At 55.5% G+C, this 26798-nt stretch carries 28 protein-coding genes and 1 riboswitch; of the genes, 11 read left to right on the plus strand and 17 right to left on the minus strand.

Going from position 1 to position 26798, the window contains the following annotated elements:
- Positions 1-219: 219 nt before the first annotated feature.
- Positions 220-2403: a cell division protein FtsA gene (locus RGB73_RS21615; RefSeq protein ID WP_310764769.1), complete on the plus strand. Its 2184-nt coding sequence runs from the start codon at positions 220-222 to the stop codon at positions 2401-2403.
- Positions 2404-2449: 46 nt separating this feature from the next.
- Here the strand turns inward: RGB73_RS21615 and ytxJ are convergent, their stop codons facing one another.
- The 3 genes from ytxJ to RGB73_RS21630 form a co-directional block, all read right to left on the minus strand.
- The gene (ytxJ, locus tag RGB73_RS21620) at positions 2450-2776 is read right to left on the minus strand and encodes a bacillithiol system redox-active protein YtxJ (protein ID WP_310764770.1); all 327 of its coding nucleotides are present in this window, start codon (positions 2774-2776) and stop codon (positions 2450-2452) included.
- Between the two features lie 265 nt (positions 2777-3041).
- The gene (locus tag RGB73_RS21625) at positions 3042-3440 is read right to left on the minus strand and encodes a hypothetical protein (RefSeq protein ID WP_310764772.1); all 399 of its coding nucleotides are present in this window, start codon (positions 3438-3440) and stop codon (positions 3042-3044) included.
- Between the two features lie 201 nt (positions 3441-3641).
- Positions 3642-3875 carry a hypothetical protein gene (locus tag RGB73_RS21630; protein ID WP_310764773.1) on the minus strand — a complete coding sequence of 78 codons (234 nt, stop codon included), beginning with the start codon at positions 3873-3875 and terminating at the stop codon, positions 3642-3644.
- Between the two features lie 216 nt (positions 3876-4091).
- Here RGB73_RS21630 and yjcZ point away from each other — a divergent pair, with 216 nt between their 5' ends.
- Together yjcZ and RGB73_RS21640 are read left to right on the plus strand one after the other, a co-directional pair.
- The gene (gene yjcZ, locus RGB73_RS21635; protein WP_310764774.1) at positions 4092-4184 is read left to right on the plus strand and encodes a sporulation protein YjcZ; all 93 of its coding nucleotides are present in this window, start codon (positions 4092-4094) and stop codon (positions 4182-4184) included.
- Positions 4185-4359: 175 nt separating this feature from the next.
- Entirely contained in the window at positions 4360-5472 is a 1113-nt protein-coding gene (locus RGB73_RS21640; RefSeq protein WP_310764775.1) for an aminopeptidase, read from the plus strand.
- Positions 5473-5611: 139 nt separating this feature from the next.
- On the opposite strand, the gene RGB73_RS21645 is transcribed toward RGB73_RS21640, so the two are convergent.
- Positions 5612-6151 (minus strand): helix-turn-helix transcriptional regulator, encoded by a 540-nt coding sequence (locus tag RGB73_RS21645; RefSeq protein WP_310764776.1) that lies wholly within the window; start codon positions 6149-6151, stop codon positions 5612-5614.
- A 301-nt stretch (positions 6152-6452) separates the two neighbouring features.
- On the opposite strand from RGB73_RS21645, the gene RGB73_RS21650 reads away from it, so the two are divergent.
- Positions 6453-6941 (plus strand): S1C family serine protease, encoded by a 489-nt coding sequence (locus tag RGB73_RS21650; protein ID WP_310764777.1) that lies wholly within the window; start codon positions 6453-6455, stop codon positions 6939-6941.
- Positions 6942-6948: 7 nt separating this feature from the next.
- Here the strand turns inward: RGB73_RS21650 and RGB73_RS21655 are convergent, their stop codons facing one another.
- Positions 6949-8073 (minus strand): YheC/YheD family endospore coat-associated protein, encoded by a 1125-nt coding sequence (locus RGB73_RS21655; protein WP_310764779.1) that lies wholly within the window; start codon positions 8071-8073, stop codon positions 6949-6951.
- Between the two features lie 240 nt (positions 8074-8313).
- On the opposite strand from RGB73_RS21655, the gene RGB73_RS21660 reads away from it, so the two are divergent.
- The 3 genes from RGB73_RS21660 (at position 8314) to RGB73_RS21670 (ending at position 10520) form a co-directional block, all read left to right on the plus strand.
- Positions 8314-8634, plus strand: a complete 321-nt coding sequence (locus tag RGB73_RS21660) for a winged helix-turn-helix transcriptional regulator (protein ID WP_310764780.1) — start codon at positions 8314-8316, stop codon at positions 8632-8634.
- Positions 8635-8748: 114 nt separating this feature from the next.
- A complete protein-coding gene (locus RGB73_RS21665; RefSeq protein WP_310764781.1) occupies positions 8749-10227 on the plus strand; it encodes a recombinase family protein in 1479 nt (492 codons plus the stop codon).
- 41 nt (positions 10228-10268) lie between these two features.
- Positions 10269-10520: a S1C family serine protease gene (locus RGB73_RS21670; protein WP_310764782.1), complete on the plus strand. Its 252-nt coding sequence runs from the start codon at positions 10269-10271 to the stop codon at positions 10518-10520.
- Positions 10521-10687: 167 nt separating this feature from the next.
- On the opposite strand, the gene RGB73_RS21675 is transcribed toward RGB73_RS21670, so the two are convergent.
- Both RGB73_RS21675 and RGB73_RS21680 read right to left on the minus strand, forming a co-directional pair.
- Complete coding sequence (locus RGB73_RS21675; protein WP_310764783.1) at positions 10688-10834, minus strand: hypothetical protein; 147 nt, start codon at positions 10832-10834, stop codon at positions 10688-10690.
- Positions 10835-10898: 64 nt separating this feature from the next.
- The gene (locus RGB73_RS21680) at positions 10899-11180 is read right to left on the minus strand and encodes a DUF2325 domain-containing protein (RefSeq protein ID WP_310764784.1); all 282 of its coding nucleotides are present in this window, start codon (positions 11178-11180) and stop codon (positions 10899-10901) included.
- Positions 11181-11431: 251 nt separating this feature from the next.
- Here RGB73_RS21680 and RGB73_RS21685 point away from each other — a divergent pair, with 251 nt between their 5' ends.
- Entirely contained in the window at positions 11432-12031 is a 600-nt protein-coding gene (locus RGB73_RS21685) for an IMEF encapsulin system ferritin-like cargo protein (RefSeq protein ID WP_310764785.1), read from the plus strand.
- A 38-nt stretch (positions 12032-12069) separates the two neighbouring features.
- The gene (locus RGB73_RS21690) at positions 12070-12918 is read left to right on the plus strand and encodes a family 1 encapsulin nanocompartment shell protein (RefSeq protein WP_310764786.1); all 849 of its coding nucleotides are present in this window, start codon (positions 12070-12072) and stop codon (positions 12916-12918) included.
- A 105-nt stretch (positions 12919-13023) separates the two neighbouring features.
- On the opposite strand, the gene RGB73_RS21695 is transcribed toward RGB73_RS21690, so the two are convergent.
- From RGB73_RS21695 to moaC, 6 genes are all read right to left on the minus strand, one after another.
- Complete coding sequence (locus RGB73_RS21695; RefSeq protein ID WP_310764787.1) at positions 13024-14235, minus strand: aminotransferase-like domain-containing protein; 1212 nt, start codon at positions 14233-14235, stop codon at positions 13024-13026.
- A gap of 329 nt (positions 14236-14564) precedes the next feature.
- A complete protein-coding gene (locus RGB73_RS21700) occupies positions 14565-15035 on the minus strand; it encodes a hypothetical protein (RefSeq protein WP_310764788.1) in 471 nt (156 codons plus the stop codon).
- A gap of 254 nt (positions 15036-15289) precedes the next feature.
- Positions 15290-16468 (minus strand): pyridoxal phosphate-dependent aminotransferase, encoded by a 1179-nt coding sequence (locus RGB73_RS21705; protein WP_310764789.1) that lies wholly within the window; start codon positions 16466-16468, stop codon positions 15290-15292.
- Between the two features lie 103 nt (positions 16469-16571).
- Positions 16572-16680, minus strand: a riboswitch (SAM riboswitch).
- Positions 16681-16740: 60 nt separating this feature from the next.
- Positions 16741-17643, minus strand: a complete 903-nt coding sequence (locus RGB73_RS21710; protein WP_310764790.1) for a DMT family transporter — start codon at positions 17641-17643, stop codon at positions 16741-16743.
- A gap of 154 nt (positions 17644-17797) precedes the next feature.
- Positions 17798-19045 (minus strand): MDR family MFS transporter, encoded by a 1248-nt coding sequence (locus tag RGB73_RS21715; RefSeq protein ID WP_310764791.1) that lies wholly within the window; start codon positions 19043-19045, stop codon positions 17798-17800.
- A gap of 3 nt (positions 19046-19048) precedes the next feature.
- A complete protein-coding gene (gene moaC, locus RGB73_RS21720) occupies positions 19049-19531 on the minus strand; it encodes a cyclic pyranopterin monophosphate synthase MoaC (RefSeq protein WP_310764792.1) in 483 nt (160 codons plus the stop codon).
- Between the two features lie 323 nt (positions 19532-19854).
- On the opposite strand from moaC, the gene RGB73_RS21725 reads away from it, so the two are divergent.
- Entirely contained in the window at positions 19855-20562 is a 708-nt protein-coding gene (locus RGB73_RS21725; RefSeq protein ID WP_310764793.1) for a molybdenum cofactor biosynthesis protein, read from the plus strand.
- A gap of 1 nt (position 20563) precedes the next feature.
- On the plus strand, positions 20564-21589 hold the full coding sequence (locus RGB73_RS21730; RefSeq protein WP_310764794.1) for a ThiF family adenylyltransferase: 1026 nt from the start codon (positions 20564-20566) through the stop codon (positions 21587-21589).
- 78 nt (positions 21590-21667) lie between these two features.
- Here RGB73_RS21730 and RGB73_RS21735 read toward each other — a convergent pair whose 3' ends face one another.
- From RGB73_RS21735 to RGB73_RS21750, 4 genes are read right to left on the minus strand one after another with little or no spacing between them, the layout of a single operon-like run.
- A complete protein-coding gene (locus RGB73_RS21735; RefSeq protein WP_310764795.1) occupies positions 21668-22768 on the minus strand; it encodes a sensor histidine kinase in 1101 nt (366 codons plus the stop codon).
- Entirely contained in the window at positions 22765-23439 is a 675-nt protein-coding gene (locus RGB73_RS21740; RefSeq protein WP_310764796.1) for a response regulator transcription factor, read from the minus strand. The genes RGB73_RS21735 and RGB73_RS21740 overlap by 4 nt, the downstream gene beginning before the upstream one ends.
- Before the next feature lie 5 nt (positions 23440-23444).
- Complete coding sequence (locus RGB73_RS21745) at positions 23445-25202, minus strand: ABC transporter ATP-binding protein (RefSeq protein WP_310764797.1); 1758 nt, start codon at positions 25200-25202, stop codon at positions 23445-23447.
- 1 nt (position 25203) lies between these two features.
- On the minus strand, positions 25204-26610 hold the full coding sequence (locus RGB73_RS21750) for an MDR family MFS transporter (protein WP_310764798.1): 1407 nt from the start codon (positions 26608-26610) through the stop codon (positions 25204-25206).
- Positions 26611-26798 lie beyond the last annotated feature (188 nt).

The following is a 26798-nucleotide window of genomic DNA, read 5'->3' on the forward strand; positions in this document are numbered from 1 at the left end:
TTTATCGATAAATTAGGGTTATTATAATCGATTCAAACTCCCTTGTCAGCAGTTTAGCGCCAAAAAGCGCGAAAGTAAATTGCAAATGTTTTGCAAATCTTCAAATCAACCCGGAAGATTCGCTGATTCGACAGGATTCTCCTTTGCGAAAGTCGAATAATTGGATAAAAGTACATATCTTTGCACGATATTCATCCAGAACGAGGAGTGACCTGACCTTTGTCTGAGCATACGGAAACAGCTACCAAAGAGCTGATCTTTTCATTAGATATCGGAACGCGCAGCGTGGTCGGCCTGATCGTAGAGGCTGACCACGAACAATACCGGGTCCTGGACCTGGCCATTCGGGAGCATGACGAGCGTTCCATGCTGGACGGGCAGATCCACGACATTGTCGCGGTCGCCAAAGTGATTCGGCAAATCAAGGAAGAGCTGGAGCAAAAATTCGGGCCGCTCCACCAGGTAGCGGTCGCAGCTGCAGGCCGTTCCCTGCGCACCCGGAGAGTCCGGACGGACATGCCCCTCTCCCGCCATGCCTTTATCAACCGGGAAGACGTGCTTGCGCTGGAATTCGCCGCCGTCCAGGAAGCCCAGGCCCAGCTGGCGCAAGAGCTGAAAGACCAGGATGTCACCCGTTATTACTGCGTCGGATACAGCGTCGTGAACTACTATCTGGACGGCGAAGTCATCGGCAGCCTGATCGATCAGCGGGGGGATACCGCGAGTGCGGATGTCATCGCCACCTTCCTTCCACGGGTGGTCGTCGACTCTCTGATCGCCGCTCTCAAGAGGTGCGACCTGGAAATGAAGGCGCTGACGCTGGAGCCGATCGCCGCCATCAACGTACTGATTCCGGTCACGATGCGCCGTTTGAACATCGCCCTCGTCGATATCGGGGCCGGCACGTCGGACGTCGCCTTGACGGAAGAAGGGGCGATTACCGCTTACGGAATGGTCCCGGTGGCCGGAGACGAGATTACGGATGCACTCATGAACGCCTTCCTGCTGGACTTCCCGATGGCGGAGGAAGTGAAGCGGGTGCTTTCCACCCAGGAGTCCGTCTCGTTTACCGACATTTTGGGCATGGAGCACACCATGACCGCGGCAGAAGTGACAGCGGCAATCGATGCCGACATTCACCTGCTGGCGGAGAAAATCGCGTTTAAGATCCTGGAATTGAATGGAAAGGCACCGCAAGCCGTCATGCTGATCGGCGGAGGCAGTCTCACCCCCGGCCTGACCGCGAAAGTGGCGCAGGTGCTGAACATCCCAGCCGCGCGGGTGGCTGTCCGCGGCGGTGATGCGATCAAGCAATACGTCGGGGACCACCCGCAGCTTAGCGGACCCGAGTTCGTCACACCGGTCGGGATCGCGGTCGCTGCCCGCAGGCATCCGCTCCGCTACGTCACGGTCACGGTCAATGACGCGCCTCTGCGGATCTTTGACCTGCGCAAAATGACGCTGGGCGATGCCTTGGTCGGCGCGGGCCTGGACATTCGCCGCCTCTACGGGCGACCCGGACTGGCTATGACGGTCACGGTCAACGGCAGAATGAAGATGATCCCGGGCAAGCACGGCACTCCTCCCGTGATCGAGAAAAACGGGGAAGCGGCCGGGTTGGACGCCCCGCTCGTGGACGGCGATCAAATCGTCATCGTGCCCGGGCAGGACGGAGAAGACGCGCGTATACAAGCCAAGGATTTGCTGGACCAGTTGGACACGCTGGAAATACACTGCAACGGCCGGCCTCTTTCTCTCGGTCCGGTCATCCTGGTCAACGGCAAGCCGCAATCGCTAGAGGCGGCGGTGCCGGACCGCAGCGAGGTAGAGATCCGCTTGCCGCGTACGGTGGGAGAAGTGCTGCAAATCGCCGGCGTGCTATCTGAATCCGGGCAGGACGAGACTCCATCCCAGCCCTACCAGTTCACGGTAAACGGCCATTCGTATTCAATCCCGTCCCGCTCCACCACGATCGAGCTAAACGGCAAGACTGCCTCGGCTTCCGATTACATCCGTCAGGGCGACGAGCTGCTGTATCGGGTGGAAGATGTGCCGTTGCCGACGATTCGGGACGTGATCCCGCTGGAAGAGTGGGTGCAGGAGACGATCACGGTCCATTTCAACGGGGAGCCTGTCGTCTTGCCGGTGGCCCAGGTGACGATCACAATGGACGGCAAGACTGCCCAGGCCGAGGACCTCATCTTGGACGGAGCGGTGATCACTGTCAAGTCGGCGCCTGCCGCCACACCTGTATTCAGCGATGTATTCCGCTACGTCGACGTCTCTTTGGAAAAACCGGATCGAGAAAGCATCACTGGCTTCGTGATGCTGGTAAATGGGGAGGTCGCCTCCTTTCAGACAGAGCTGAAAAGCGGAGACAAGCTGGAGCTGTATTGGGACTAATGAAAAAGAGCTGCCGACTCCCTGGGGTCGCAGCTCTTTTGACTTATTAGGCTTTCATGGCATCCGCAATGGCATCCTTGGTGATTTTCCAGTGGGAGGTGTGCCATTTGACTTGTCCTTCTTCCAGCAGGAAGATTTGCGGGGACTCATGCTTGATGGCGAACCGCTCTGCCACCGCATTGGATACCGGACGGTCTTCGATTACGAAAATGACGGCCGAGGGCACTTCCTGCTCCTGCAAAAACGCTTGAAACTCCCCGTACGCCGCCGCGCTGATCGGGCAGGTGGTGCTGTGCTTGAACAAGAGCCTTTTTCCGCCTTCCGCGACAAACTGATCGAGTTCTTCGGTGGAATGGAGCTGCTTTTGTGCCATGTCGAATCTCTCCTTTTGTTTACTTCCATGTGGTTCAGTATACAAAAACCGGCAGCGGGAAGTCTACGCCCGCGATGCACAATGCTCGCTTAGAAAACCTGGCTACGCCATGCCTTTTGGCGGAGCCGCGTACCCAAAGGGCACAAGTCTCGCTATCTCACTGTGTTCGAAGTCTCGCTATGTTGCCCTTATACTGGATAGGAATTTTGCTAAATTCCGATCTGTACAAAAGAAAAGACGCCCTCTAAGGCGCCCCTCCCCCTTCTTACACCATGATTTTGGTCAGTCTCTCTCTGAGCTCCAGCATCCACTTTTCGTCACCCAGCGATTGCGCCAGCAAAAACAGATCCAAGAGTTCGTTGACCTTCTCGCCCAATGCTTCCCGAACCGACGAATTCGTTCTCTCATTGGAAATCAGTACCAATATGTTGGATAACTCTGACATTTCTTCGAACTCGATGGCCTGGCGTTCGGGATGTTGCCCCAGTTCCTCCATCAATGCTTTCAAATCGCCTTTAATGACATCCACTACTTGGGAATGAGCACAGCAGTCATCCACGCAGACGTGCACCGGTACGTTCAGGATCTTGACCCGGTTGCGGTACACGACGTTGCGCAGCACGATTTCCATGTCTTTTCCGCAGCGGCTGCATTTCTTCTGCATCTTTTCACCTCAATTCCACATATGTATACCCCTCATATATTCGTGAAACCCCTCTTCAATCCTGCTAAACATTTGGTGGTACATGGTGGATGAGGTGGCAGATAAAGATAAGCTCGAAGCGTTTGAAAACCCAAAAAAGCGATGCCTGTAAAAGGGCACCGCTTCTGCTGATGGAACATGCTTCTTGGATCCGGTGGCGGATCAGGCGTAGATCGCGTTTACTTTTTCACAATGGGGGCAAACAGCAACCTTGCCCGTATGTCCGGCTTCGTCCTCTACCCGATACCCTGTGATTCGTTCGGAGAAGCAAAACAGGCACTCCGTATTGAAATCCATGTCGTACTGGGCCTTCCAGACGATGGATTTGAAGTCTTCTCCTACATTGATCGTAATGGGAACTAAGTCGTGCTGGAGGCTGGACAATGATCTTTGCATCCTCATGACATCCTTTCGATATAGCAAAGTCTTTTGGTATCCTCTAGCTTTTCCTGATTTTCAGAATAATAAACATAGCCACTGGAACAGAAAAAAGGACGGCGGAAGAATCTTCCCAAAAATAGGCGGATGCCCGTATCGGCGCTGTGCGAAAACCCATATGTTATGGGTGTAAGCACAACGAGGCTTAACACACAAAAGGAGGATGTTTTCTCTATGAGTAGCATTTTCAACGGCGAATTCGACGGGTTCACCATTGTATTGATTCTGTTCATCCTGCTCGTGATCGTCGGCTGCGGCTGCGATTGATTCGGTTCCAACAAACATAGGCACATTTCGGCTGACAGCTGCATATATATGAAAACCGAATCCTGCTCAAGCGCGTTTTCACGCACGCTACCCGCCTCCTGCGGGTAGCTTTTTTGTAGGCAGGTTGTGGTACAATACATACTGAATGATATGGAAAGCGAGGGATACCCTTCCTATGAAAGATCCACGTATCGAAAAACTGGCGGATGTGCTGGTCAACTACTCCACACGGGTGCAGCCGGGTGAACACGTATTGATTTATGCGATCGGGCAAGTCACCGACCTGGTGAAAGCCGTCATCGCCAAGGTATATGCTGCAGGGGGCAACCCTTACGTTCAACTGATCGATCAAACCGTCCAGCGCGAGCTCTTGCTCCATGCCAATGAGACACAGCTGGAAGTCATGCGGGAAGCAGATGTTGCCTTCATGAAGAAAATGGATTGCTACATCGGCATTCGCGGGGCAGACAACATCAGCGAACTGGCTGATGTCCCGGGCGACAAAATGCAAATGTACTCCAAGCTCTTTCAGCGCCCTGTCCTGGACGTCCGCGTACCGGAAACCAGATGGGTCATCCTGCGCTACCCGAATGCGTCCATGGCCCAGCTCGCGAATATGAGCACAGACGCCTTCGAAGATTTTTACTTCAAGGTGTGCACACTCGACTACGGCAAAATGGACAAAGCGATGGACAGCCTGGTAGAGCTGATGGAAAAGACGGACAAGGTGCGCCTCACCGGTCCCGGAACCGACCTGACCTTCTCGATCAAAGGCATCCCGGCGATCAAATGCGCCGGAAACGCGAACATTCCCGACGGCGAAGTGTTTACTGCCCCTGTGCGCGACTCTGTCAACGGGACCATCTCCTACAACACTCCTTCGCCCTACCAGGGCTATACGTATGAAAATATCAAGCTGACTTTCAAGGATGGCAAAATCATCGAGGCGACCGCGAACAATACCGAAAAAATCAACGAAGTGTTCGATACGGACGAAGGGGCCCGCTACGTCGGCGAGTTTGCCATTGGGGTCAACCCGTTCATCCAGAACCCGATGAAAGACATCCTGTTCGACGAGAAGATCGACGGAAGCTTCCACTTCACGCCCGGACAAGCCTACGAAGAAGCCTTCAACGGCAACAAGTCCTCCATCCACTGGGATCTGGTCATGATCCAGCGGCCGGAATGGGGCGGCGGCGAGATCTGGTTTGACGACCGTCTGATCCGCAAAGACGGGCGCTTCGTCATCCCTGAGCTCGAGTGCCTGAACCCCGAAAACCTGAAGTAACCCCCTCTATCAGAGCCGGCACAAGGCCCGCCGCCGTGTAGAGAGGGATGAGTTCTGCCAAAAAAAGCGAAGGGCGCGCTCATCGAGAGGTCCCTTCGCTTTTTGGTATATCCTGCCTGATGGTAATCATTTTCTTTGCCTACACGGGAACGGAACACGCCGGCTGTTTGAGCAGGCTGGGCGACTTTTGCTCCAGAAACGCAATGGTCGACTCCAAGTGATGGATGGTATATTCCCAGCAAAAACGCTGATATTCGTCAAACTCGGCTGACAGTTTGCTGAATGTAGCCCTGCTTTGCTCCAGCAGATGGCGCTGAATCTCTATACAGCTGTCGAGCAATTCCTGCTGCTCTTCCGGGCTTCGGCTTTTCCCGAAGAAGATTTTGACCAACATGTCAGAACGCAGCACAGGCGGTACGATCGGCGTCTGAATTTCTTGGCGGAACGTCTCTTTTCCCGTATCCGTAATCCGGTACAAAATTTTGTTTGGTTTGCCGGATTGGATAATCTCCTGTTTCGTCACGTGCCCCTCTTCCTCCAGCTTTCTAAGAGCCGGATAGATCGCTCCGAAGCTCGCGTCGTAGAAGAAGCCGATGCTGTTGGTAAACGCCTGCTTTATGTCGTACCCGCTCATCTCGCCATAGCTCAAGAAACCAAGTATGATCGTTTTGACATCCATCTCTTCGCATCCTCCAATTCCATTCGTTTCTTTTCTCTCTCTGTGTCGGCCCCTCTGATCGATTCCCGCTTTCCGTGCGGGGGATCAATGAATGCCTTTATGTTCAAAATATTCTTTAACTAAATGTATTATAATTGGATTCTAATAATTATACCAATGGGATTTCTTTATTATATCAATCAAAAATAATGATATATCACATCTGTCATAGCAGACGCCTGTGGAAAATTGGGCTTCCCTTCACTGCGGACCTCCCATAAGATGATACATACCTATCTGCTGTACGTAGGGGGAGAAATCGGTGAAAAGTAAAAAATGGTCCCATTATACGCGGGTAAAGTACCCCGTGAGCAGCAGCAGTTTGCATCCCTTCAACTTTTTCGTGCCTATCGTAGAACGTGTGCAAGAGGGAGTGGTCTCCATCGTCACCGAGGATGCTCCCCATTCCAAAAACGTGGACTCCTTGATTCGCAGTCTGATCAACGAAGAAGAACAGCCAAATACCACGGAGCGAAGTTTTGGCTCCGGCTTCCTCTTTCACCCGAAGGGGTATATCCTCACCAGCGAACACGTTATCGGCAAATCCAAAAACATTTACGTCAAGCTCTTCAACGGGCGCGTATTCGAAGCGCAGCGCATTCTGTCCGATCGGGTACGCGACTACGCCGTCATCAAGATCGATGCCGATTGCCGCTTGTTTCCGCTGCCCTTGGGGAGCTCCGCCCATACCAAAGTAGGGGAATGGGTCATCAGCGTCGGTTCCCCGCCTGTCGCCAAAGAGGCAAAATGAATTCGCGTTAGATGACGCTTCGTTCGCCCGAAAGGTCTTTCGAAGGATTTTGTTTTGCTTTTTCCTCGATCAGATGCAGGGCAAACTGAACGGGTCTTCGGATCGCCTCCTCGTAAAGAGCCAGTTCTCCCATCTGGCGGAAGACTTCCCTCCCCGGTTTTGGGTTCACTTCGATCAGCCAGACCTTTCCGTCCACATCCACTCCGATATCCAGGCCGAATTCCATCATGCGGCCAAACCGCTCCTCGAGCACACGCGCAACCTGATGGGCCATCTGATGGCATTCGCGCAAGATCGTCCCCGCCTGTTCCTCGCCAAACCGCTTGGCAACCAGTACATGGAACGGTACGGCCTTTCCCCCACCGTGCAAATTGGAGGTGGCGCTGCCGCTTTTCCCGACTCTCGCACCGCATCCCGTCACCCGCCATTCGCCTTTCCCGTCCTTTTGGATCAACAGCCGCACGTCCGTTACCCGGCGAGGGACAAGCCCCAGATCGAGCCCTTGCTGAACCAGAAAATTGCCACCCTGAATGCTTTCATCACGGACCCATCGCTTCACCCAGCTTCCCGCCTGCTCCGCTGTACGGAGGCTAGCCGTCCGCTGTCCGTAGCGCTTGTCGCGTCCCGAGATCTCGTATCCGTTTGCCCGCGCGACGACCTTTGCGATGCCTCTTCCGCCTGTCCCGTTGCCGGGCTTCACGTAAAGAATCGGGTACCGCTTCAGCATGGCTTTGAACCTTTCCGGCGAGTATACGCTAGTAGCGGGTATCCACTGCTGGACCCTTTCGTCGCTTGCGAGAAGCTGGGTCACTCTCCACTTTTTGCTGAACGGGCTGTTGGCAAAGTCAAACAGACCGCTATGGCGCAGCTTCATATAGGCGGGCACCCGCCTCCGGTAACGGTCGATGACGATCTGCGGCCATGGATGCCACCCGCTCTCCCATCCACCGTTTGCCTTGGGAACGAATCCGCGGATTTTCCTCCCCCGCGCGAATACGTCCTGGTGGGAGAACAAGAACACATCGGCTCCCAGCTTTCGGCCAGCTGCGACCAGTCTGCGCAGGTAGCCCGGCTCCGCAAAGCGCATCCCCTCTCTCCACGTCAAGATCCCGATGACTTTTTTCGCTGGCATGCAAGTCCCCTCTTTCCTCGCTATTTTCTCCCACATTGTATGTGCGCCCACGGACCGCCGTAACGGGAGTCCGGGAAACAGGCTCGTTTGCTCGTTTCTCCCGGGCATTGGCAGAGTAGGCTGTCCGTTTTTCGGTGAATATTAGTGGTGTGCCCACAGTAAACTTCTGTTACTTACTTTTTTCAAGTCCGTGTGCTACAATATGAGGTAATTCAAACATGCTGTAGAGGTGACGCCGTCATGAGTCAAGATTTTTGTGGCGAACACATGTGTCCGAAGTACGAAGGGGCGATGAACGTCCTGGGAAAACGCTGGACGGGCTTGATCCTCCACGTGCTGATGCGCGGCACGGTACGCTTCAAGGACATCCGGGAAATGGTCCCGCATATGAGCGACAAGATGTTGTCGGAACGGCTGAAGGAACTCGAAGAGCTGGAAATCCTGGAGCGGAAAGTGTACCCGGAGATTCCCGTTCGGATCGAATACGAACTCACAGAAAAAGGAAAGGATCTGCGTCCTGTTGTCGAATCCATACACGAATGGGGACAAAAATGGATGTAGTTCCCCCCGCCTCGTCCCAGACAGGATGAAGCGGGGCTTTTTTTGTTCGGGTCAGGCATAAGCCCCCTTCTCGTGTTGTAGACTCTAGCATCCCAACGCGACAGGAGGGGGCTTATGCGGACAGCTGTCTACATTCGGGTCAGTACGGATGATCAGGCTCGCGAAGGCTTTTCTATCCCTGCTCAGCGGGAAAAGCTGCTTGCGTACGTGCACTCCCAGGACTGGACTGTCTCTGACCTGTACGTGGATGAGGGGGCAAGCGCCAAGGATACCAACCGGCCCGAGCTTGCGCGGCTTTTGGCTGACGTGCGCAGCGGCGGGATCGACGTGGTCCTCGTCTATCGGCTGGATCGGCTTACGCGGTCTGTACTCGATCTGTATCGGCTGCTTCAGGAATTCGAGGAGTACGGTGTCCGATTCAAGAGCTGTACCGAGGTATACGATACGACGACGGCGATGGGCCGCCTGTTCATTACGCTGGTGGCTGCCTTGGCGCAGTGGGAGCGGGAAAACCTGGGTGAGCGCGTCAGGCTCGGGATGGAACAGATGGTCAAGGAACGGAAACGGCCTGGCGGACCGCCTCCATACGGCTATGAGCTGGCGGATGGCAAGCTGGCAGTCCATCCCGAAGAAGCCTCCGTCGTACGCATGATGTTTGAGAGCTACAACCGAGGCGAGTCGCCGCGCAGCATTGCGGAGCACGCCAATCGCGGGGGAGCGAGGGGGAAAAACGGGGCGCGCTGGAGCGCCGGAGCGGTTTTGCGCCTGTTGAAAAACCCTGTGTACTACGGAGCCCTGCGCTGGAATTTTACGGACTCCGGCCAGCGGCAAAACGCTCCTGACGAATGGCTGCTGGAAGAAGCGGCCCACCCCGCCATTGTCGGGGAAGACTTGTTTCGTCAGGTGCAGGATCGGATCGGGCAGCGCGGTTCCCGGCATCCCCGGGTCCTCTCTTCGTCTCTGCTGTTTTCCGGGCTGCTATATTGCTCTCGCTGCGGCTCGCCCATGCGCGGGAAGACGACGCGAATCGGCAAAAGAGACGGCGGCTGCGCTTCGCACACCTACTACACGTGCCGTGCGAAGCGCACCGGCACCGGCGCCTGCGATGCCGCTGCCATTCGCGAAGACCTGCTGGAGCTGGCCCTGCTCGGCCAACTGCTGCTGTATCCGCAGCCGATCCGGGAGGCAGCTGCTGCTGCATGGAACACGGCCCGGCTTTCAGCGGGCAGGGAGACTGGATCGGTGGAAGCCGAGCTTTCGGCCAAGCGAAGACGATGGGAAAAAGCCTACGAAGAAGGGCTGATCACCTTGCCTGCCTTTCGGGCAAAGCTGGATGAGCTTGACGATTTGGCGAGAAAAGCTTCCCGTCCGCTTCTCCGGTCAGCTTCGAGCGACACGGCTTGCGGCCAAGCGGATTCAGGCTGCCCAACCGATTACCGTGCGCTTCTCGACTGGAGAGAGGTGTGGTCCTTCGCCACCCGCGAGGAAAAACGGCAACTGATCACGACGCTGGTTGAGCGGTTGGATGCCGAAGCCCTCACCACTTCCAGACGCAACCGCCAAGTGCGCCTGACCCATTTGCTCTTTCGCTGACACTTTTTGGCCGTTCGGAAACAGGCGGTTCCCCGCTTGGTTTGGAAAATTCGGTCACAGCAGGGATCATCAGCGCAAAAAACCGCCGCTTGCAGGTCGCCAAGCGACTGTACGAGGAAATATTCCAGACGGACGCCGCCATCAATCCCGGGAACAGCGGCGGACCGCTCATCAACCTGAACGGAGAAGTCATTGGACTGAATGCGTTTATCATTCAGTCGAGCCAGTGTCTGGGCTTTGCCATCGGAATCGACGCTCTGAAAAACCAGTTGGACCATTACGTATTCAAATGAAAAAACAACAAACCTTCTCAGGACGTAAGGCAGGTCGGCTGCGCCACGCATCGGCGTAGCCTCTGTTACAGGCGTCCACTCGTTTTTTCACAGGAGAAATCCTGCCTGCGCCATGCCTTTTGGCGGAGCCGCGGTTATCAATTCCTATCTGCACAAAAAGACCCCGTCTAGCGGGACGGGGCTTGCTTCTCAAAGGCGATCAGATACACATCTTGGCCTTCCGAGTTGATCTGCTCTTCCGCTTGCTTGAGCTGCTGCAGCTGGGCGGCCGTCAGCTGCGCAATCGGCAATTCGTTCAGGCGATTTTGTTCCATAGCGCTTCATTCCTCCGTGGTTATCAGACTCCTCACTAGTCTGTCCTGCCCGGAAGGTATGTATTTACGCCGTCTTGTGAAAAGCTTTGGCGATGGCCGAACACGAGCGTTTGCAGAACAAGATGGGCAGTTCCCGGTCTTTTGCCTGGCTCTTTACGGTTTTGGCCAAATTGTGATTGACATAGTCCGTCAGCACGAGAATCATGTGAATCCCCGAAGGAATTTTCACGCCGGTCTGCGAGCTTTTGCGCCCCGTTACGTGATGGATTTCCTGGAATCCTCTCTCCTGCAAAAAATCGATGATATTTCCCAGGCGATCTCCGCCAATGACCAGAATCGATGACATAACCATAGTACCTCCTTCAATGTTTGGATGATGGATCTATGTTGTTTTTCATTCGTTATTGATAATGAATATCACTCTTACTGATAAATATTATCATTCCCATTTACCTTTGACAATACTCTCCATGATATCTTTTTTAATCAGACACAAAACTAAGGACAATGAAAGGAAACTGTACATATTTCTTGCCCGGTGTATTTTTCCAACGGTATAATGAACAAATATAGATCATTGCGAGGAGGTGGCGTAGGGTGCAAGACTTTTCCCAGCTGCACGCCATATTCGATCGAACAAGAGGGTATATCAACCGCTTCATGGGCATTATTCAACCGATCATTGACGCTGCCCAGGACGAGCATACCCGACTGTACTATCACCACATTTTGGAAGAAGAAGAGCAGCGCTTGGGCCGTCTGGAAGAACTGATTCCGCACCTGGCAGAACTGTCTGCCGAAAACAAGCCGGATCAGCTGAGCGACCGCGAGCTGTCCCAACTGCTTTCGGATATCAATCTGGAACGTTTTGGCCTGCACAATTTCCGCGAGCATCTGGAGCTGTCCCTGTATGAATTCCGGGACGAGGAGACCCGCCAGACGCTTGACGGCATGCGCGAGAAGACGCACGCCGACTACCTTCAGGTAAAAGAGATCATGAGCAGGCTGAGCGAACGCTTCTCCGACGTCTATCACGCCGATCTCACCGATCACGACGAAGGACATGACGTCCATCAGGTGGACCATCTGAAAGCGTCCGCGAACGCCCCGCAAGGCGTCGCTTCCGTGATCAAGCACGCTCCTGCCCCCGCTCCCGGGAAGAAAGGGCTGACTGTCGGCAGCCTGAAAGGTTTGTAAAAGAAAGAACGATCCTGTATGACTTGGAGGGAACTGCTATGGACAAGCTTCGCAAATATCCGGATTCGCCCTTGACCCAGGAGGAATGGGCCCAACTGGACGCCACAATCGTCGAAATGGCCCGCCGCCAGCTGGTCGGCCGCCGCTTCATCGATATTTACGGACCGCTGGGTGAGGGCATTCAGACCATCACCAACGACGTGTACGAGGAATCCCGCTTCGGGGGTCTGAGCCTGCGCGGAGAATCGCTGGAAATGACCCAGCCGAGCCGCCGCGTCAGCATGACCATCCCGATCCTGTACAAAGACTTCATGCTCTACTGGCGCGATGTGGCACAGGCTCGCACCCTCGGCATGCCGCTCGACATGGGCGCTGCGGCCAATGCGGCTTCGGCCGGCGCTCTGATGGAAGACGATCTGATCTTCAACGGCGCAGCCGAATTCGATTTGCCCGGCCTGATGAACGTGAAAGGCCGCCTCACTCACCTCAAGAGCGACTGGATGGAGTCGGGCAACGCGTTTGCCGACATCGTGGAAGCCCGCAACAAGCTGCTGAAAATGGGCCACAGCGGTCCTTACGCCCTGGTTGTATCCCCTGAGCTGTACGCCCTGCTGCATCGCGTGCACAAAGGAACGAACGTGCTGGAGATCGAGCACGTGCGCAATCTCGTCACGGATGGCGTCTTCCAATCGCCGACCATCAAAGGGCGCTCCGGTGTCCTCGTGGCTACCGGCCGACACAATCTCGACCTGGCGATCGCCGAAGACTTCGACTCGGCTTTCCTCGGCGACGAGCAAATGAACAGCCTGTTCCGCGTGTACGAGTGCGTCGTCCTGCGCATCAAGCGCCCGAGCGCGATTTGCACACTGGAAGAAACCGAAGAATAAACAACAAAACGTCCCTTTTGCCCGCGAATCGCACGGCTGAGGGACGTTTGTTTGTGTCCGAGAAAAAAGACAGCCAATCCGATGGCTGTCTTTTTGCAAATGGCTTTATTTTGTGGCGGCAACTTCGTTTTGGCTGTAGGCGGCCAATGCTTTGCTCAACCGGGAAATGGCCAGCTGTGTATCTTCGCGATTGAGCAGCGTGTAGTTCAACCGCATCGTGTTTACTTTCTGCTCCGCCGCATAGAACGGTTTGCCCGGTACGAAGGCCACCCCTTCTTTTACCGAAAGGGCCAGCAGTTTTTCCGAATCCACATGCTCCGGCAGATTTACCCAGAGGAACATGCCGCCGCGCGGTTTTTCCCATGTCACGCCTTCCCATTGCTGCTGGGTCATCAGCTCGTGCATCCACTCCATCCGTTCCTTGTAGGAAGTGCGGATCTTTTCGATGTGGCTTTGCAGATCAAAGCGGGACAACAGCTGATGCAGGGCGATCTGGTCGATGGTGCTGGACTGCAGGTCGACGGCTTGTTTCGCTTTGACCATCATCTGGATGACACGAGAGTCTCCGATTGCCCATCCTGTGCGGAGTCCAGGCGCCACAATCTTGGAAAACGTGCTCGTGTAGACGACACAGGAATCGGTCGGATGCTCATCGAGCGAGAAAATCGAACGGTATGGAGCCTCTCCGTCGAACTGGATCTCGCCGTACGGATCGTCCTCCAGGATCAGGATGTTGTTTTCCTTGCATTGACGAAGCAGGCCGAGGCGGCGTTCCACCGACCATACTTTTCCGGTCGGGTTTGCGAAGGTGGGGATCACGTACGCCATTTTCGGACGGTACTGCTTGATTTTCGCGGCCAGATCGTCAAGATCCATACCCTCAGCGTCTCCATCCACCGGAATGGCGCGAATCCCTCGAAACTGGAACAGTTGGACCGCAGCCAAGTACGTAGGATTTTCTACCAGCACGACGTCGCCTTCGTCCAGATAGACTCGGCATAGCAAGTCGACGGCCTGCTGGGAGCCGGTGGTCAGCAGCATATTGTCCACGCCAACATTCATCAGTTTCTGTTTCATGCGGGAGGCAACCCACTCGCGAAGAGGCAGGTACCCATCCGTCAAGCCGTATTGCAGCGATTTGGCACCCAGATCGAACGAACGATCAAAAGCTTCGCGCATTTCTGCGATGGGGAATGAATCCTCGGCTGGCAATCCCCCTGCAAGCGAGAGCACCTGGTTGCCCTGCGTCAGCTTGAGGATTTCCCGGACTGCCGAAGAGGACAGTGCTTCTACTGATTTTGAAAAGGAATACTCCATGTTCCTCTCTCCTTGATTTTTGGTTTATTCTTGTTTTATCACTGACGAGGGGCAATGTCCAATGGTCGCTTGCTATGGGGGAATAGGTTTTGGCTATGTCGAGCGACTGTTCGATCGATTCGTCGCGAGCTGCCGGCACTATATCCGCCTACCGCAACGAAAAGCAGTTTCTCGAAAGCCCTGACAAGTGATCCATCCTCCGGCTTGGATCGGAACAAGCTGGTTGAAACATGCCGAAAGCAGTATTTCTAACAACTGGAAGCGAACAGCAAAAAACCTCCTTCCCGCAGGAAAGAGGTCTATGTATGTGTGCGCATGGTCTGTATTGTTTACGCGATGCGAACGACACGTGTCTTCTCCGCTTGCGGCAGGAAAGACAAATCGACGTGCGCGTGTGCTTCTTCCAGGCCGATATCCTGGGCCAGCAGCAGGGCTTCCTCCTGAAACGTCGGCGTACAGCTGCCTTCGTTTAGCTCGCACAGACGCTTCAATCGCTTGAGCCGCTCCGCTTTTTTCTCCGCACGCATGCATTCGTTGCGCAGCATGGAGACATCCACATGGCGCGCATCCGCAATCATGCTGATATCGTCGACATGGACGATCAGGCGCTGCCCTTCTTCCGTCACAAACCCGATCGAGCAAAAATGCGCACCGGACATTTCCAAGCGAGTGAGTACGGCATTGGCATACACTTCACCTGTACGCAAACGAATCGAGCTGGCTTCGATGGCCCCGCCGATCTTTCGCTCGTTGGCGATCACCGTGTACATATCCGTGTAACCGTTAATCTGATAGCGCATGATACCCTCCTGATCTGCCATAAGTTGACGATGAGACTAATTATCATTAACAAACTCATCGTATAATGAAAATCATTATCTGTCAATAATGAGAATGATTTTTATTGAGAATAAGTTTAGGCTGCCCATTCCTTGTTACCTTATTCGTCCCGGCTGCATGGGGCTCTAGGCGATGGCCCCTTGCAGGGGAAATTTCGCTGAAAAAGGCCGTACCCGCTGTCTTACGGCAGGTACGGCCTCTCTTTGCTTCTTTCTTATGCTTTCGTGAATATTCCGAGCTGTTCAATGCGGCGGACGGCTTCCGCCAGCCGTTGTTCATCCGACAGCAGGGCGGCTCGGACGTAGCCTTCACCGGTAGGGCCGAAACCATTCCCCGGCGCGACCACGACGTGCGCTTTTTCCAGCAGCAGATCGGAAAACTCCACCGAGGTAAACCCGCTCGGCACGGGCAGCCAGGCGAAGAACGAGCCCTGTGATGGCTGCGCTTTCCAGCCGATGCGGTGCAGGTTGGAGAACAGCGCGTTGCGGCGTCCTTCATACACGGAGACGAGCTCGCGGACACACTTCTGAGAATCGGTCATCGCTTTCGCCGCAGCCATTTGCACGGCTCCGAACAGACTGACGAAGTAATGATCCTGAATCAGGTTGATCAGCCGCACCAGCTCGCGGTTCCCGACCATTGCGCCTACGCGCCAGCCAGCCATGTTGTACGTCTTCGACAATGTATAAAACTCGACTCCTACTTCTTTCGCCCCGGGTACCTGCATGAAGCTGACAGGCTTCTTGCCGTCGTAGCTGATCGCTCCGTAGGCGAAGTCGTGGCAGACGACGATCTCGTGCTTGCGGGCGAAGCGTACGGTATCCTCGTAAAATTCAAACGGCGCGTTGACGGCCGTAGGGTTGTTCGGGTAGTTGAGAAACATCAGCTTGGCGCGCTCCAGATCCGCTTGGTCGAGCCTGCCGTAATCAGGCAAAAATTGATTTTCCGCCCGAAGCGGCATCATGACCATCCGGCCGTCCACGACGGCTACACCGGACCAGTAGTCGGGATAGCCCGGATCCGGCACCAGTGCCACGTCTCCCTTGTTCATCAGGACCTGGCAAATTTCCACCAGTCCCGTTTTGCTGCCGAACAGGATCGCCACTTCTTCCTCCGGATCGAGATCCACGTCAAACTCTTGCTTGTACCAGTGAGCGACGGCCTGTTTCAGCTCCAGACGTCCGCTGAACGGCGGATATTTGTGATGCAGAGGCAGTGCGGCGGCTGCCTGCAATTCTTCTACAATGTGAGCCGGCGTCGGCAAATCGGGATTGCCTTGGCCGAGGTTGATGACATCGTGGCCTGCAGCGATAACTTTATTCACTTTCGCTACCAGCGTGGCAAAAAACTGTGTCGGGAGCCGATCAATCATGTCGGATGGTTGGATACGCATCTGTCTTCATTTTCCTTTCTATCGGGTAATGCGGGCTGCATGAAACAAGCAGCAAAAACCCCCTCTTCCTTACAGAAAAAGGGGGTAGATCAGCTTCGTCACGTCCTTATCTGTCAGGAATTCTCCTGCTGGAATTGGCACAGCATCTGCTTTGCGTGCAGATCCGCTGCCGGGCTTCATAGGGCCAGTCCCTCCACCTCTCTCAATAAGTAAAGCACACGGAATATAATGTTTTGAATCTTCTTCATACTACATGGAGCGGTTTCCCCATGTCAAGTTGTTTGCGGAAATTGCTCCGTTTTCCGCCTCGCCTTCTTCCCTGTCAAAAACACGCCGCCGACGATGAGAACCATCCCCGCCAGCAAATTCCAGGTGATCTCCTCATTCAGGAAGACATACCCCCAGACAAACGCGGTGACCGGGATCAAATAGGTGACCAGCGAAGCGATCTCAGGTCCGCCTTTTTGCACCAGGTAATAAAACAGGATGTATGCGACACCGGATCCGAGCACCCCGATGCCTGCCAATGCGGCGAGAATGTCGGGGGATGCAAAGGACGAGAAGGAAGCCGATTCGCTGGCGAAAGCAATCACTCCGCTGCCAATCATACTGCTGAGCAAAGTGCCAAACGTGACCTGGAACATCGACAAGTCCCCGGGCAATCGCTTGGAGAGCTGTCCTCCGATCGCGTAACAGCACGTCGCCGCCATCATGCAAAGGAACCCGAGGGTATCGACGGAGACAAAGGACACGGGATTCACATCGAGCAAAAGGATGATTCCGACGAAGGCGATGAACATCCCCATCCATTGCATCCGGCTCGAAGCCGCCTTGAAAAACAGGATCCCGATCAGCACGGTCCAAAGCGGCGTCGTGGCATTGAGCACCGAAGCCATCGTGCTCGTCACTCTCGTCTCGGAAAATCCGATGAGCGCCCAGGGGATCGCCGTGTTGATCAGCGCCATCCGGGCCATCGGGAACCAGGCGATTTGTCTAAAGCCAATCGGCTTTTTCAAAAGGGCCATTACCAGCACGATCGTGATCAGACCGAGAGCCGAGCGCAAAAAGGCAATCGTCCACGGACCGAAGTCGTGAAGCAGGATCTTGAAAAAGAAAAACGATCCTCCCCAGATGAGGCTAAGCAGCGTCAATACGAGAAACAGTGACCGTGACACACAGATCCCTTCCTTCTTCTTTTTCAGCCTGTGTTGCTTGCATGCCTGTATTCTACCAGCCCTTCCCTTCCACCGCTATCGAAGTTTGCCTTCCGCGAATAGAACGGCAAAATTGCAAAACGAAAAAGACGCACGAGGCGTCTTTTTTCGATCGTTATTTTTCAATGGGAGTCGCAATCACACTGCGTTCGCTTCGGCGCTGCAAGGAGCTTTGCAGGACGAAAAAGCCGACGGACAACAGGGAAAGACCTGCCATGATGTAAAGCAGCCCTTGGGCCTGAAACGTCTGGAAGATGAAAGCGCCGAGCAGTGGCCCAAGCATGCGTCCGGCAGATCCTGTGCCGGAAACCAGCCCTTGGATAAAGCCTTCCTGACCCTCCGGAGTAAACTGGGCCGCAACTGTCGGCACGGCTGGCCAGACGAGCATCTCACCGATGGTCATCACGAACATCGCAACCACGAACCCGGCGTATGCCGTCGTCTGGGACAAGATCAGCATGGACAAGGCGAATACATAGGTTCCGAGAAGCATTTGGGTGCGCAGTGTCCGGGCGAAGTGCTTGATCACCCAGGAGATCAGCGGCTGACCAAACAGGATCAGGGCGCCATTCAAGGTCCAGAGAAGACTGTACTGACGCAAGGTGATTCCGAGCGACTGCATATAGGTCGACAGAACCGTCGTCCATTGTACGTATACGATCCAACTGATCAACAGCCCTGCGCACAGCAGCACGAGGGCTCCCCAGACGACCTTCCTCGGCGAAGTCGGCACCGCCGGATTCGCAACAGGCGCTTCATTCTGTCTGGTCGACTGTGCAGCCGTCTGTCCGATCGCTTTTAAATGGCGGGGCAGCAGCACGATAAACATAAGAAACACCACGACCTGAGCGAGTGCATTGCCGAAAAACGTCCAGGAAAACGAGATGCTGGCCAAAAGTCCTCCCAAGGCGGAACCTGCGGCCACGCCCGCGTTTTGAGCGACGTACACGAGGTTGAGAGCTTTTCGCCCTCCGTCCGGCCACATGACGACCGCGAGCGCGTTCATGACCGGAGACAGTGTTCCATAAAACAGTCCGTTCAAAAGCAGCAGTACGGTGTATACCGTGAAATCGGTGGCAAAGCCGAGACAAGTAGAAATGAGAATGATTCCGATTGAAGAAAGTACGATGGTCTTCATCTTTCCCCAACGGTCAAAGAGCATGCCGCCTGCCAAACTGCCGATGAGAAACGCTCCCTGATTCAATAAAAGCAGGAGTCCGGCTACCGTCAGAGGCTTGCCCAAGTAATCGTGAATGTAGATCGTGACGAGCGGCCAGATACAGGCCATCCCGGTCGAAAAGAGGATCGTGGCAACCGCCAGCATGCGGATGCCGCTCGGATAGGATTTCCATGCCTGATTCATGAATTAGTTCTCTCCCCGCCGATAATCCCCGCTTTTCCCGCCTGTCTTTAATAGAAGGCTTGTAGGTCCGATTACCATTCCCTTGTCCATCGCTTTGCACATATCGTAGATGGTCAGGGCCGCAGCGCTTGCAGCCGTCAGCGCTTCCATCTCCACACCGGTCTTCCCGGTCGTTTTCACGGTCGCTTCGATCTCGACCGTATCGTCGCCCTGAAACGAAAAGCGGATATCGATCCCGGTCAGCGGCAGCGGGTGGCACATCGGGATGATCTCCCATGTCTTTTTGGCCGCCATCACCCCTGCGACCTGGGCAACCGCCAGCACGTCGCCTTTTTCGATGCGTCCTTCGCGAATCCGCGCCAGCGTTTCCGGCTTCATCGCAACCTTGCTTTGGGCTACCGCTTCTCGCTTGGTGATGTCCTTTTCCGACACGTCGACCATGCGGGCACGGTTTTGTTCATTGAAGTGTGTCAACTGATCGCTCATGCTAAGCCTCCAAAAATAGGCGAAAATCCGGAGAATTCCCGTTTTTCGCCCCATTCGATCCTTGATCGTCTCTACCCTCTACCTTACTCTGGCTTCCGGATAAAAGCAATCACAATGTAAAGGTTTCCATCTCCTGCTTGTACGCTCTCCGACTCCCTTGATACGTGCCGGCATTTCGGCCTTGCCAGGTTTGAGTTTTGCCGGTCCGATGCATTTCGGGAATAACCTCATGCGCCCTGGAGCGTTGGCATCTTCTCGGTTGTATGGTATCTTCAAGCCATAGAGAAATGTTTATTTTCTACGGGAAATGAGGAATCGCCTTGATGACACTCACGATCTTGTTGTTCGCCGGCCTGGCCGAGCGGGCCAATGAACGGGAAATTCAATTGACGCTGCCAGAGCAGGCCAGCGTTCGCGATCTGCTGGATGCAGCGGGGCACCAGTACCCTGCTCTCGCCCCTTTGCTCGGCAGCTGCTTCGTATCCATCAATCACGAGTACGCGCCCCTCGACCGAATCGTAGTCCCCGGGGACGAAATCGCCTTGCTTCCGCCCGTCAGCGGAGGGGAAGATCCTCGTTTTTCCATTACCGAAGAGCCGCTCAGCGCGGACAGGCTCGTCCGACTGGTAAGCAATCCCCACGCCGGCGCCATTCTGACCTTTGTCGGAACCGTCCGCGAATTTACGCATGGGCAGCGTACCGTTTCCCTTTCCTATGAGGCGTACGCGCCGATGGCCGTCCAAAAAATGAAGCAAATCTCTGCCGAAATCGAAGAGCGCTGGCCCGGCGCCCAGGTCGCCATGCAGCACCGCGTCGGCCACCTTCAGATAGAAGAGATCGCCGTCGTCGTAGCTGTCGCGACGGCTCATCGGAACGAGTCGTTCGAGGCCGGCCGCTACGCGATTGAGCGTCTCAAGCAAATCGTCCCCATCTGGAAGAAAGAGCTGTGGGAAGACGGAAGCGAGTGGAAAGGCCATCAGCAAGGGCCGTGGAATCCGCTCGCGACCTATGACGAAGGAGTGGAATCATAAAGTGAATACACGCTATTCCCGCCAGATCCTGTTTGCTCCCATCGGGCCGAGCGGACAGGAAAAGCTTCGGCACAGCCGAGTCGCCATCGTCGGGATGGGAGCGCTCGGCACGGTTCTCTCCAACCATATGGTCCGGGCAGGAGTAGGCTTCGTCCGGCTGATCGACCGGGATTTCGTGGAGCCGAGCAACCTTCAGCGGCAAATGCTCTACGACGAATCCGACGCTTCCGAGCATCTACCGAAAGCGATCGCGGCACATGCCAAGCTGTCCAAGATCAATTCCGAAGTCGAGATCGAGCCGGTCGTCGCCGACTTGACCGCCTACAACGCCGAGGAGCTGCTCACAGGAGTCGATCTCGTCCTCGATGCTACGGACAATTTTCAAGTCCGCTACCTGGTAAATGACGTCTGTGTCAAGCACGGCATCCCGTGGGTATACGGAGGGGCGGTGAGCGCCACCGGGACTTTCACCGCGATTCGCCCGGGGGAAACGCCGTGTCTGCGCTGCCTGTTTCCCGAAGCCCCAAATCCCGGCGAGATGCCGACGTGCGATACGGCTGGAGTCATCGGCCCCATCATTCACATCGTCGCATCGTATCAGGCTACAGAAGCGTTCAAGCTGCTCGTAGGCGCGACCGATGCGCTCAATCCGAATCTGGAGCACTTCGAGATCTGGCAAAACCGCCATCAGCAGATCAAGGTGTCCGGCGGCAAGCGTGCGGACTGCCCTTGCTGCGGACAGCGCGAATTTGCCTTTTTGCAGCCGGAAACACAGGATGGACAGGCCGTCTCGCTGTGTGGCCGGGATACCGTGCAGATTTCCCCTGCCGCTAAAGCGACTCTCGACCTGGACGCCCTCGCCGAGCGGCTTGCTCCCCTTGGGGAAATTGAACGCAACAAGTTTTTGCTGCGCTTCCGCGTCGATCCGCATACGCTGGTCGTCTTCCCGGATGGCCGGGTGCTTGTCCAGGGAACGGATGACATCACGCAGGCGCGCAGCCTTCATGCCAAATACATCGGAGCGTAGCCACGCCTTTGTCCCGATTCCAAAAGGGCGATTCCGTCACTTCCTATCGACGGAATCGCCCTTTTTTTCCCATTTCTGCTACTGCTTGATCGGCTCTGCTCCCTCAGCCCCACCCACCCGGTCAGGGGGCTGGGACGGCAACGTAACGGTAAACGTCGTCCCTTCGCCTGGCTGGCTTTGCACCGAGATGGTCCCGTGATGCAGATCGACGATTTTTTTGACGATCGAAAGTCCCAGGCCGCTGCCGCCACCCGTGCGCGTACGCGATTTGTCCGCTTTGAAAAACCGCTCGAACACGCGCTCCCGATCCTCGCTGGAAATGCCGATGCCCGTGTCGGACACCTGCACCACCACTTCTTTTCCTTGCCCGCGCAGTTGAATGCCGAGCGTACCGCCGCTTTCCGTGAACTTGATGCTGTTGCTGATCAGATTGATCCAGACCTGGCTCAGCATCTCTTCATCTGCGACGATTTCCACCTTCTCCAGTTCGACGTCCAGCTCCAGCTCTTTCTCTTGCCATTGCGGCTCGCAGGCTAACAAAATCCGCCGCAGCTGCTTATCGAGGCTGTACGTTTTCCACTCAATGGGATGGTGCTTGCCCTCCAGCGAGGTGAGCTTGAGCAGGTTTTCGCTGATCTTGGACAAACGCTCGCTCTCCATCTCGATGATCTCGAGGTAATGCATCCTTTCCTCGCTGGTCAGGCTGTCGTTTCGCAAGGCCCTCGCAAAGCCGCTGATAGACGTCAACGGAGACTGGATCTCATGGGAGACGTTGGAGATGAACTCCTGGCGCAGCTGCTCCATTTCCCCGAGCTGCACTGCCATGTGATTGATCCCTTGAACCAGCTCACCCCATTGACGATCCACCTTCAAATCGATGTTGACGCTGAAGTCTCCCTTGGAGATTCTGCGCAGCGCATCGAGGATCATGCGAAACAGGTCCATGTGCCGGCGGGGAAACAAGCGGGAAACCAAGAACATGGCTCCGACGAAAATGAAAAATCCGAGCAGGACATTGGACAGGCCTGCGGCAAAATCGGATGCCTCCGGCCATACTCTCGGATAGACGAACGAGGTAATCCAATACGCGGCCGACCAGCAAAGAGAGAACAGGACCAGAAAGGCCAGGGTCCCGAGCAGTCTCAGAACATAGCGATACTTCCAGAGCCGCTCTCTCATGGCGTCACCTCCAGCCGATAGCCGAGCCCGCGGATCGTCCGGATCGAAAATCCGAATTCCTCCGCGGGGAACCGCTCGCGCAGCCTGCCTATGTGCACGTCTACCGTCCGTTCGTTCCCTTCGAAGTCGTAACCCCAGATTCTCTCGATCAGCTGCTCCCGCGAGAGCGTCTTGCCGCAATAGCTGGCCAGTTTGAACAAGAGCTCGAATTCCTTCAGCGGGATGGTGAGGAGCTTGCCGTCCTTTGTGGCCTCAAACGTCTGCCGGTTCAACTGCAGCTGCCCGACCTGCACGACGTGGGAAGCGGCGATGCGGTACCGCTTGAGCAGCGCTTTGACCCGTACGACCAGCTCGGCAGGCTCAAACGGCTTGACGAGGTAGTCGTCGGTACCCAGTTCGAAGCCTTTGATCTTTTGCGCCGTCTCTCCTTTGGCCGTCAACATCAACAACGGGATGTCATACAGGCTGCGCAGCTCGCGGCACAGCTCCCAGCCGTCCATGTTCGGCATCATGATGTCGAGGATGACCAGCTCTGCGGGCGTTTGCTCGAGCTTGGCGAGCGCCTCTTCCCCATCTGCGGCTTCTGTGACCTCGAAGCCTTCCCGCCGCAAAAAGATGCGGACCAATTCGCGAATGTGCGGATCGTCATCCACCACCATCAATCGAGTCATTCCGCTCACACCCTCTCTTTCACACGCAGCTGCTGCGTGGCAAATTCCCGGTACATCGCGTGGGATTCGAACAGCTCGGCATGTACGCCCCTGCCGGTAATCTTCCCTTTTTCCATGAAGAGGATCTGATCTGCATCCACTACGGTAGACAGGCGGTGGGCAATCACCAGCGTGGTGCGTCCCTTCATTAAATTGCCGAGCGCCTGCTGGACGATCCATTCGGATTTGCTGTCCAGGCTGGAGGTCGCCTCATCGAGCATGAGAATTTGCGGATCCCGCAGAAGCGCCCGGGCGATGCCGATTCGCTGGCGCTGCCCCCCTGACAGCTTGACGCCACGCTCCCCGACCTCGGTGTCGTAGCCATCGGGAAATTCCTCGATGAACTGGTCGGCGTACGCCATGGCAGCCGCTTTCCTGAGCTCCTCGTCGCTGATCGGGCGGTCCAAGCCGTAGCAGATGTTTTCCCGAATGGTGCCGGCGATGAGCGGGCTCTCCTGCGACACATACCCGATCTTGCTGCGCCAGGAGGCAAGGGTAAAGTCCTGGATCGGTTCGTCGCCCAGACGGATGACGCCGCTATTCGGACTGTAGTACCGTTCGATCAGGGAGAACATCGTCGTCTTCCCGCTTCCGCTCGGACCGACGATGGCCGTGACCTTGCCCGGCTTGATCGTGAAGCTCACGTCGTCGAGGATCGTTTCGCCGCTGTCGTACGCGAAGCTGACATGCTCGACGTGGATCGGCCCGTCGGCTTTTTTCAGCTCCCGACCTGCTGTGTAGTTTTCTTCCTCTGCACCCAGCGTGTGAATGATTCGTTCGGTCGCTCCCATCGCTTTTTGCAGCTGTGTAAAAAACTGTGTGAACTGTCCGAGGGGCATCACGATCTGGACGAGATACAGGATGAAGGCCACCAGCTCCCCTGCCGTCAGCGCGCCGCTCGAGACGCGCATTCCCCCGTAGCCCATGATGACGACCAGCAGCACCATGATGATGAAGGACATGAGCGGCCCAATCATCGCCTGCACTCTTCCTTCCTTGATTCCGTACCGGAACAGGTTTTCGATGCCCCGCTTTCCGTTCCGGTACTCCAACGGCTCGGCATTCGACGATTTGACCAGCCTGATTTCCGAAAGCACCTGGTTCATCACCGTGGTAAAGCTCGCCGTCTCATCCTGCAAGCTTTTGGAGATGCGGTACATTTGCCGTCCGAGCGGAAACAGGATCGAAAACGACAGCGGGACCGCGATCAACATCACCAGCGTCATCTGCCAGTCGAGGTAGAACAGCGTGACGATCGAACCGATGATCGCGATGATCCCTGTGAAGAAGTTCGACAGATGCTCTGAAATCAGCCCTTTGACGACACCGGTGTCATTGGTCATGCGGCTGATCGTGTCGCCCGTCCGGTGATTGTCGTAGTAGGAGACCGGCAAGACGAGTAGCTTCTTCCACAGCCGGTCACGCAGCGAAGCCACGATGTCCTGGCCGACGTGGTTCAGCAAGTAAATCGACAGCCCGCCGGCGACGGCTTGCGCGATGAAAGCGATCGCCAGCAGCACGATCTGGCCTTTGCTGATCGAGGATAGGGAAAAGCTGTCGACGAGATCGCGGGTAAACAGCGGAATCACCAGGCTGACTAGAGTGGTCGCGATGCTCAGAAACAGCGCCACCCCGATTTTCAGTTTGGAAGGTTTCGTTTCCTTTATTAATTGAAAGAACGGTTGCCAGTTTCCCTGGGCTCGTTCCTGTTTGGCTGCATTCATATCAATTCTCTCCTCGATTCTTCATGGAATGCGAAATCGGTTCCTGTGCCGTTTGGAGCAATCGGGCTTTCCCTAGTAGGAACGCTCCCACCCATCCAAGGACCAGCAGCAGGAGGCCGAGCGTAAAGACGTTCTGCACGCCTCTTTCCAGGCTGGGCTGTATGTGGATCAGCGCCCCCATGATACTGACACCGATGGTAGCGCCCATGGAGCGGACGAATCCGAAAAGCGAAGTCACAACCCCGCGCTGCCTTCGGTCAACGGCGCTCTGCATGGCGGTACCCAACACCGGCATCAGCGGCCCCATGCCCAATCCCGCTACGATTAAATACGCGGCAAGCGCCGCCATCGTCACATGGCTGTCGATCTGGCTCAATAGGCCGAAGCCCATCACCACGACGGCCAAACTCACCCAGACGATCTGCCGGTAAGAGAATCGGTTGAGCAACCGCCCCCCGACGATATTGCCGGCAATCAGGGAGAGCATAAACGGGATCAGCATGTTTCCCGCCGCGGAAGGGGACAATCCCTTGACGCCCTGCAGAAACAGCGGGACGTACGTGATCGCGCCGAACATGCCCGCACTCATCAAAAACGATACGATGCTGGAGCTGGTGATGACGGGATTGCGAAACAAGGACAAGGGCAGGATCGGCTCCTTCACCTTCGTCTCGATCCACAAAAACAGTCCGAGCAACACCCCGCCCAGCCCGTAAAGTCCAAGCAGCATCCCGTCCGTCTCCCTGCCATTTCCGCTTAGGACGAGGGCGAGCAAGATCGCGATGATCGATCCGCTCAAAGCCACTGCTCCCGGCCAGTCGATCGGATGCTTCGTTTCCTCCCGCTTTTCCGCGAGGCCTGCCGTCAAAAATCCGACCGCCGCCAAGCCAAACGGCAAATTGACGTAAAAGACCCAGTGCCAGCTAACGTGCTCGGTGAGGTATCCTCCAAGGGCTGGCCCGAGAATGCTCGATACCCCGAAGACTGCCGCAAACAGCCCTTGAAATTTCCCTCTTCTCTCCGGTGGATACAGATCGCCGACGATCGTCATCGCGATCGGCATGAGCGCGCCTGCCCCCAGGCCCTGTATTCCGCGAAACACGATCAGCTGTGCCATGTTTTCGGCCAGCCCGCACAGTGCGGAGCCCGCGAGAAAGAACGTCATGCCTGTAATGTACATCCGTTTTCTTCCGTACAAATCCGCGAGCTTTCCATAGATGGGCATGCTGGTCGTAGACGTCAGCATGTAAATGGAAAAGACCCAGCTGTAAAGCGATAATCCTCCCAGTTCCTCGACCACTGTCGGCATGGCTGTGGCTGTAATCGTCTGATCGAGGGATGACAGGAGAATCCCCAAAAGCAAACCGGTCAAAATCAGCCCGGGTTTCCCTTGCTTCCCGTTTTCCATCCTTCCTCTCTCCTTTGTCAAGGTTGACGTGTTCCTTCTTTGCAAGAGAAAAGATACCGCATGAATGTAAACGGAATATAAACGGGATAATACGGGAGGTTAGGTACATTCCAGTTCGACCGCTCTTTTTCTCCGATGATTTTTGTATAGAAATGATGAATTTGGGGTAGATGGCGGGAAACAAATCG

The organism is Brevibacillus brevis (genome assembly GCF_031583145.1).
GTDB classification, from domain to species: Bacteria; Bacillota; Bacilli; order Brevibacillales; family Brevibacillaceae; genus Brevibacillus; species Brevibacillus brevis_E.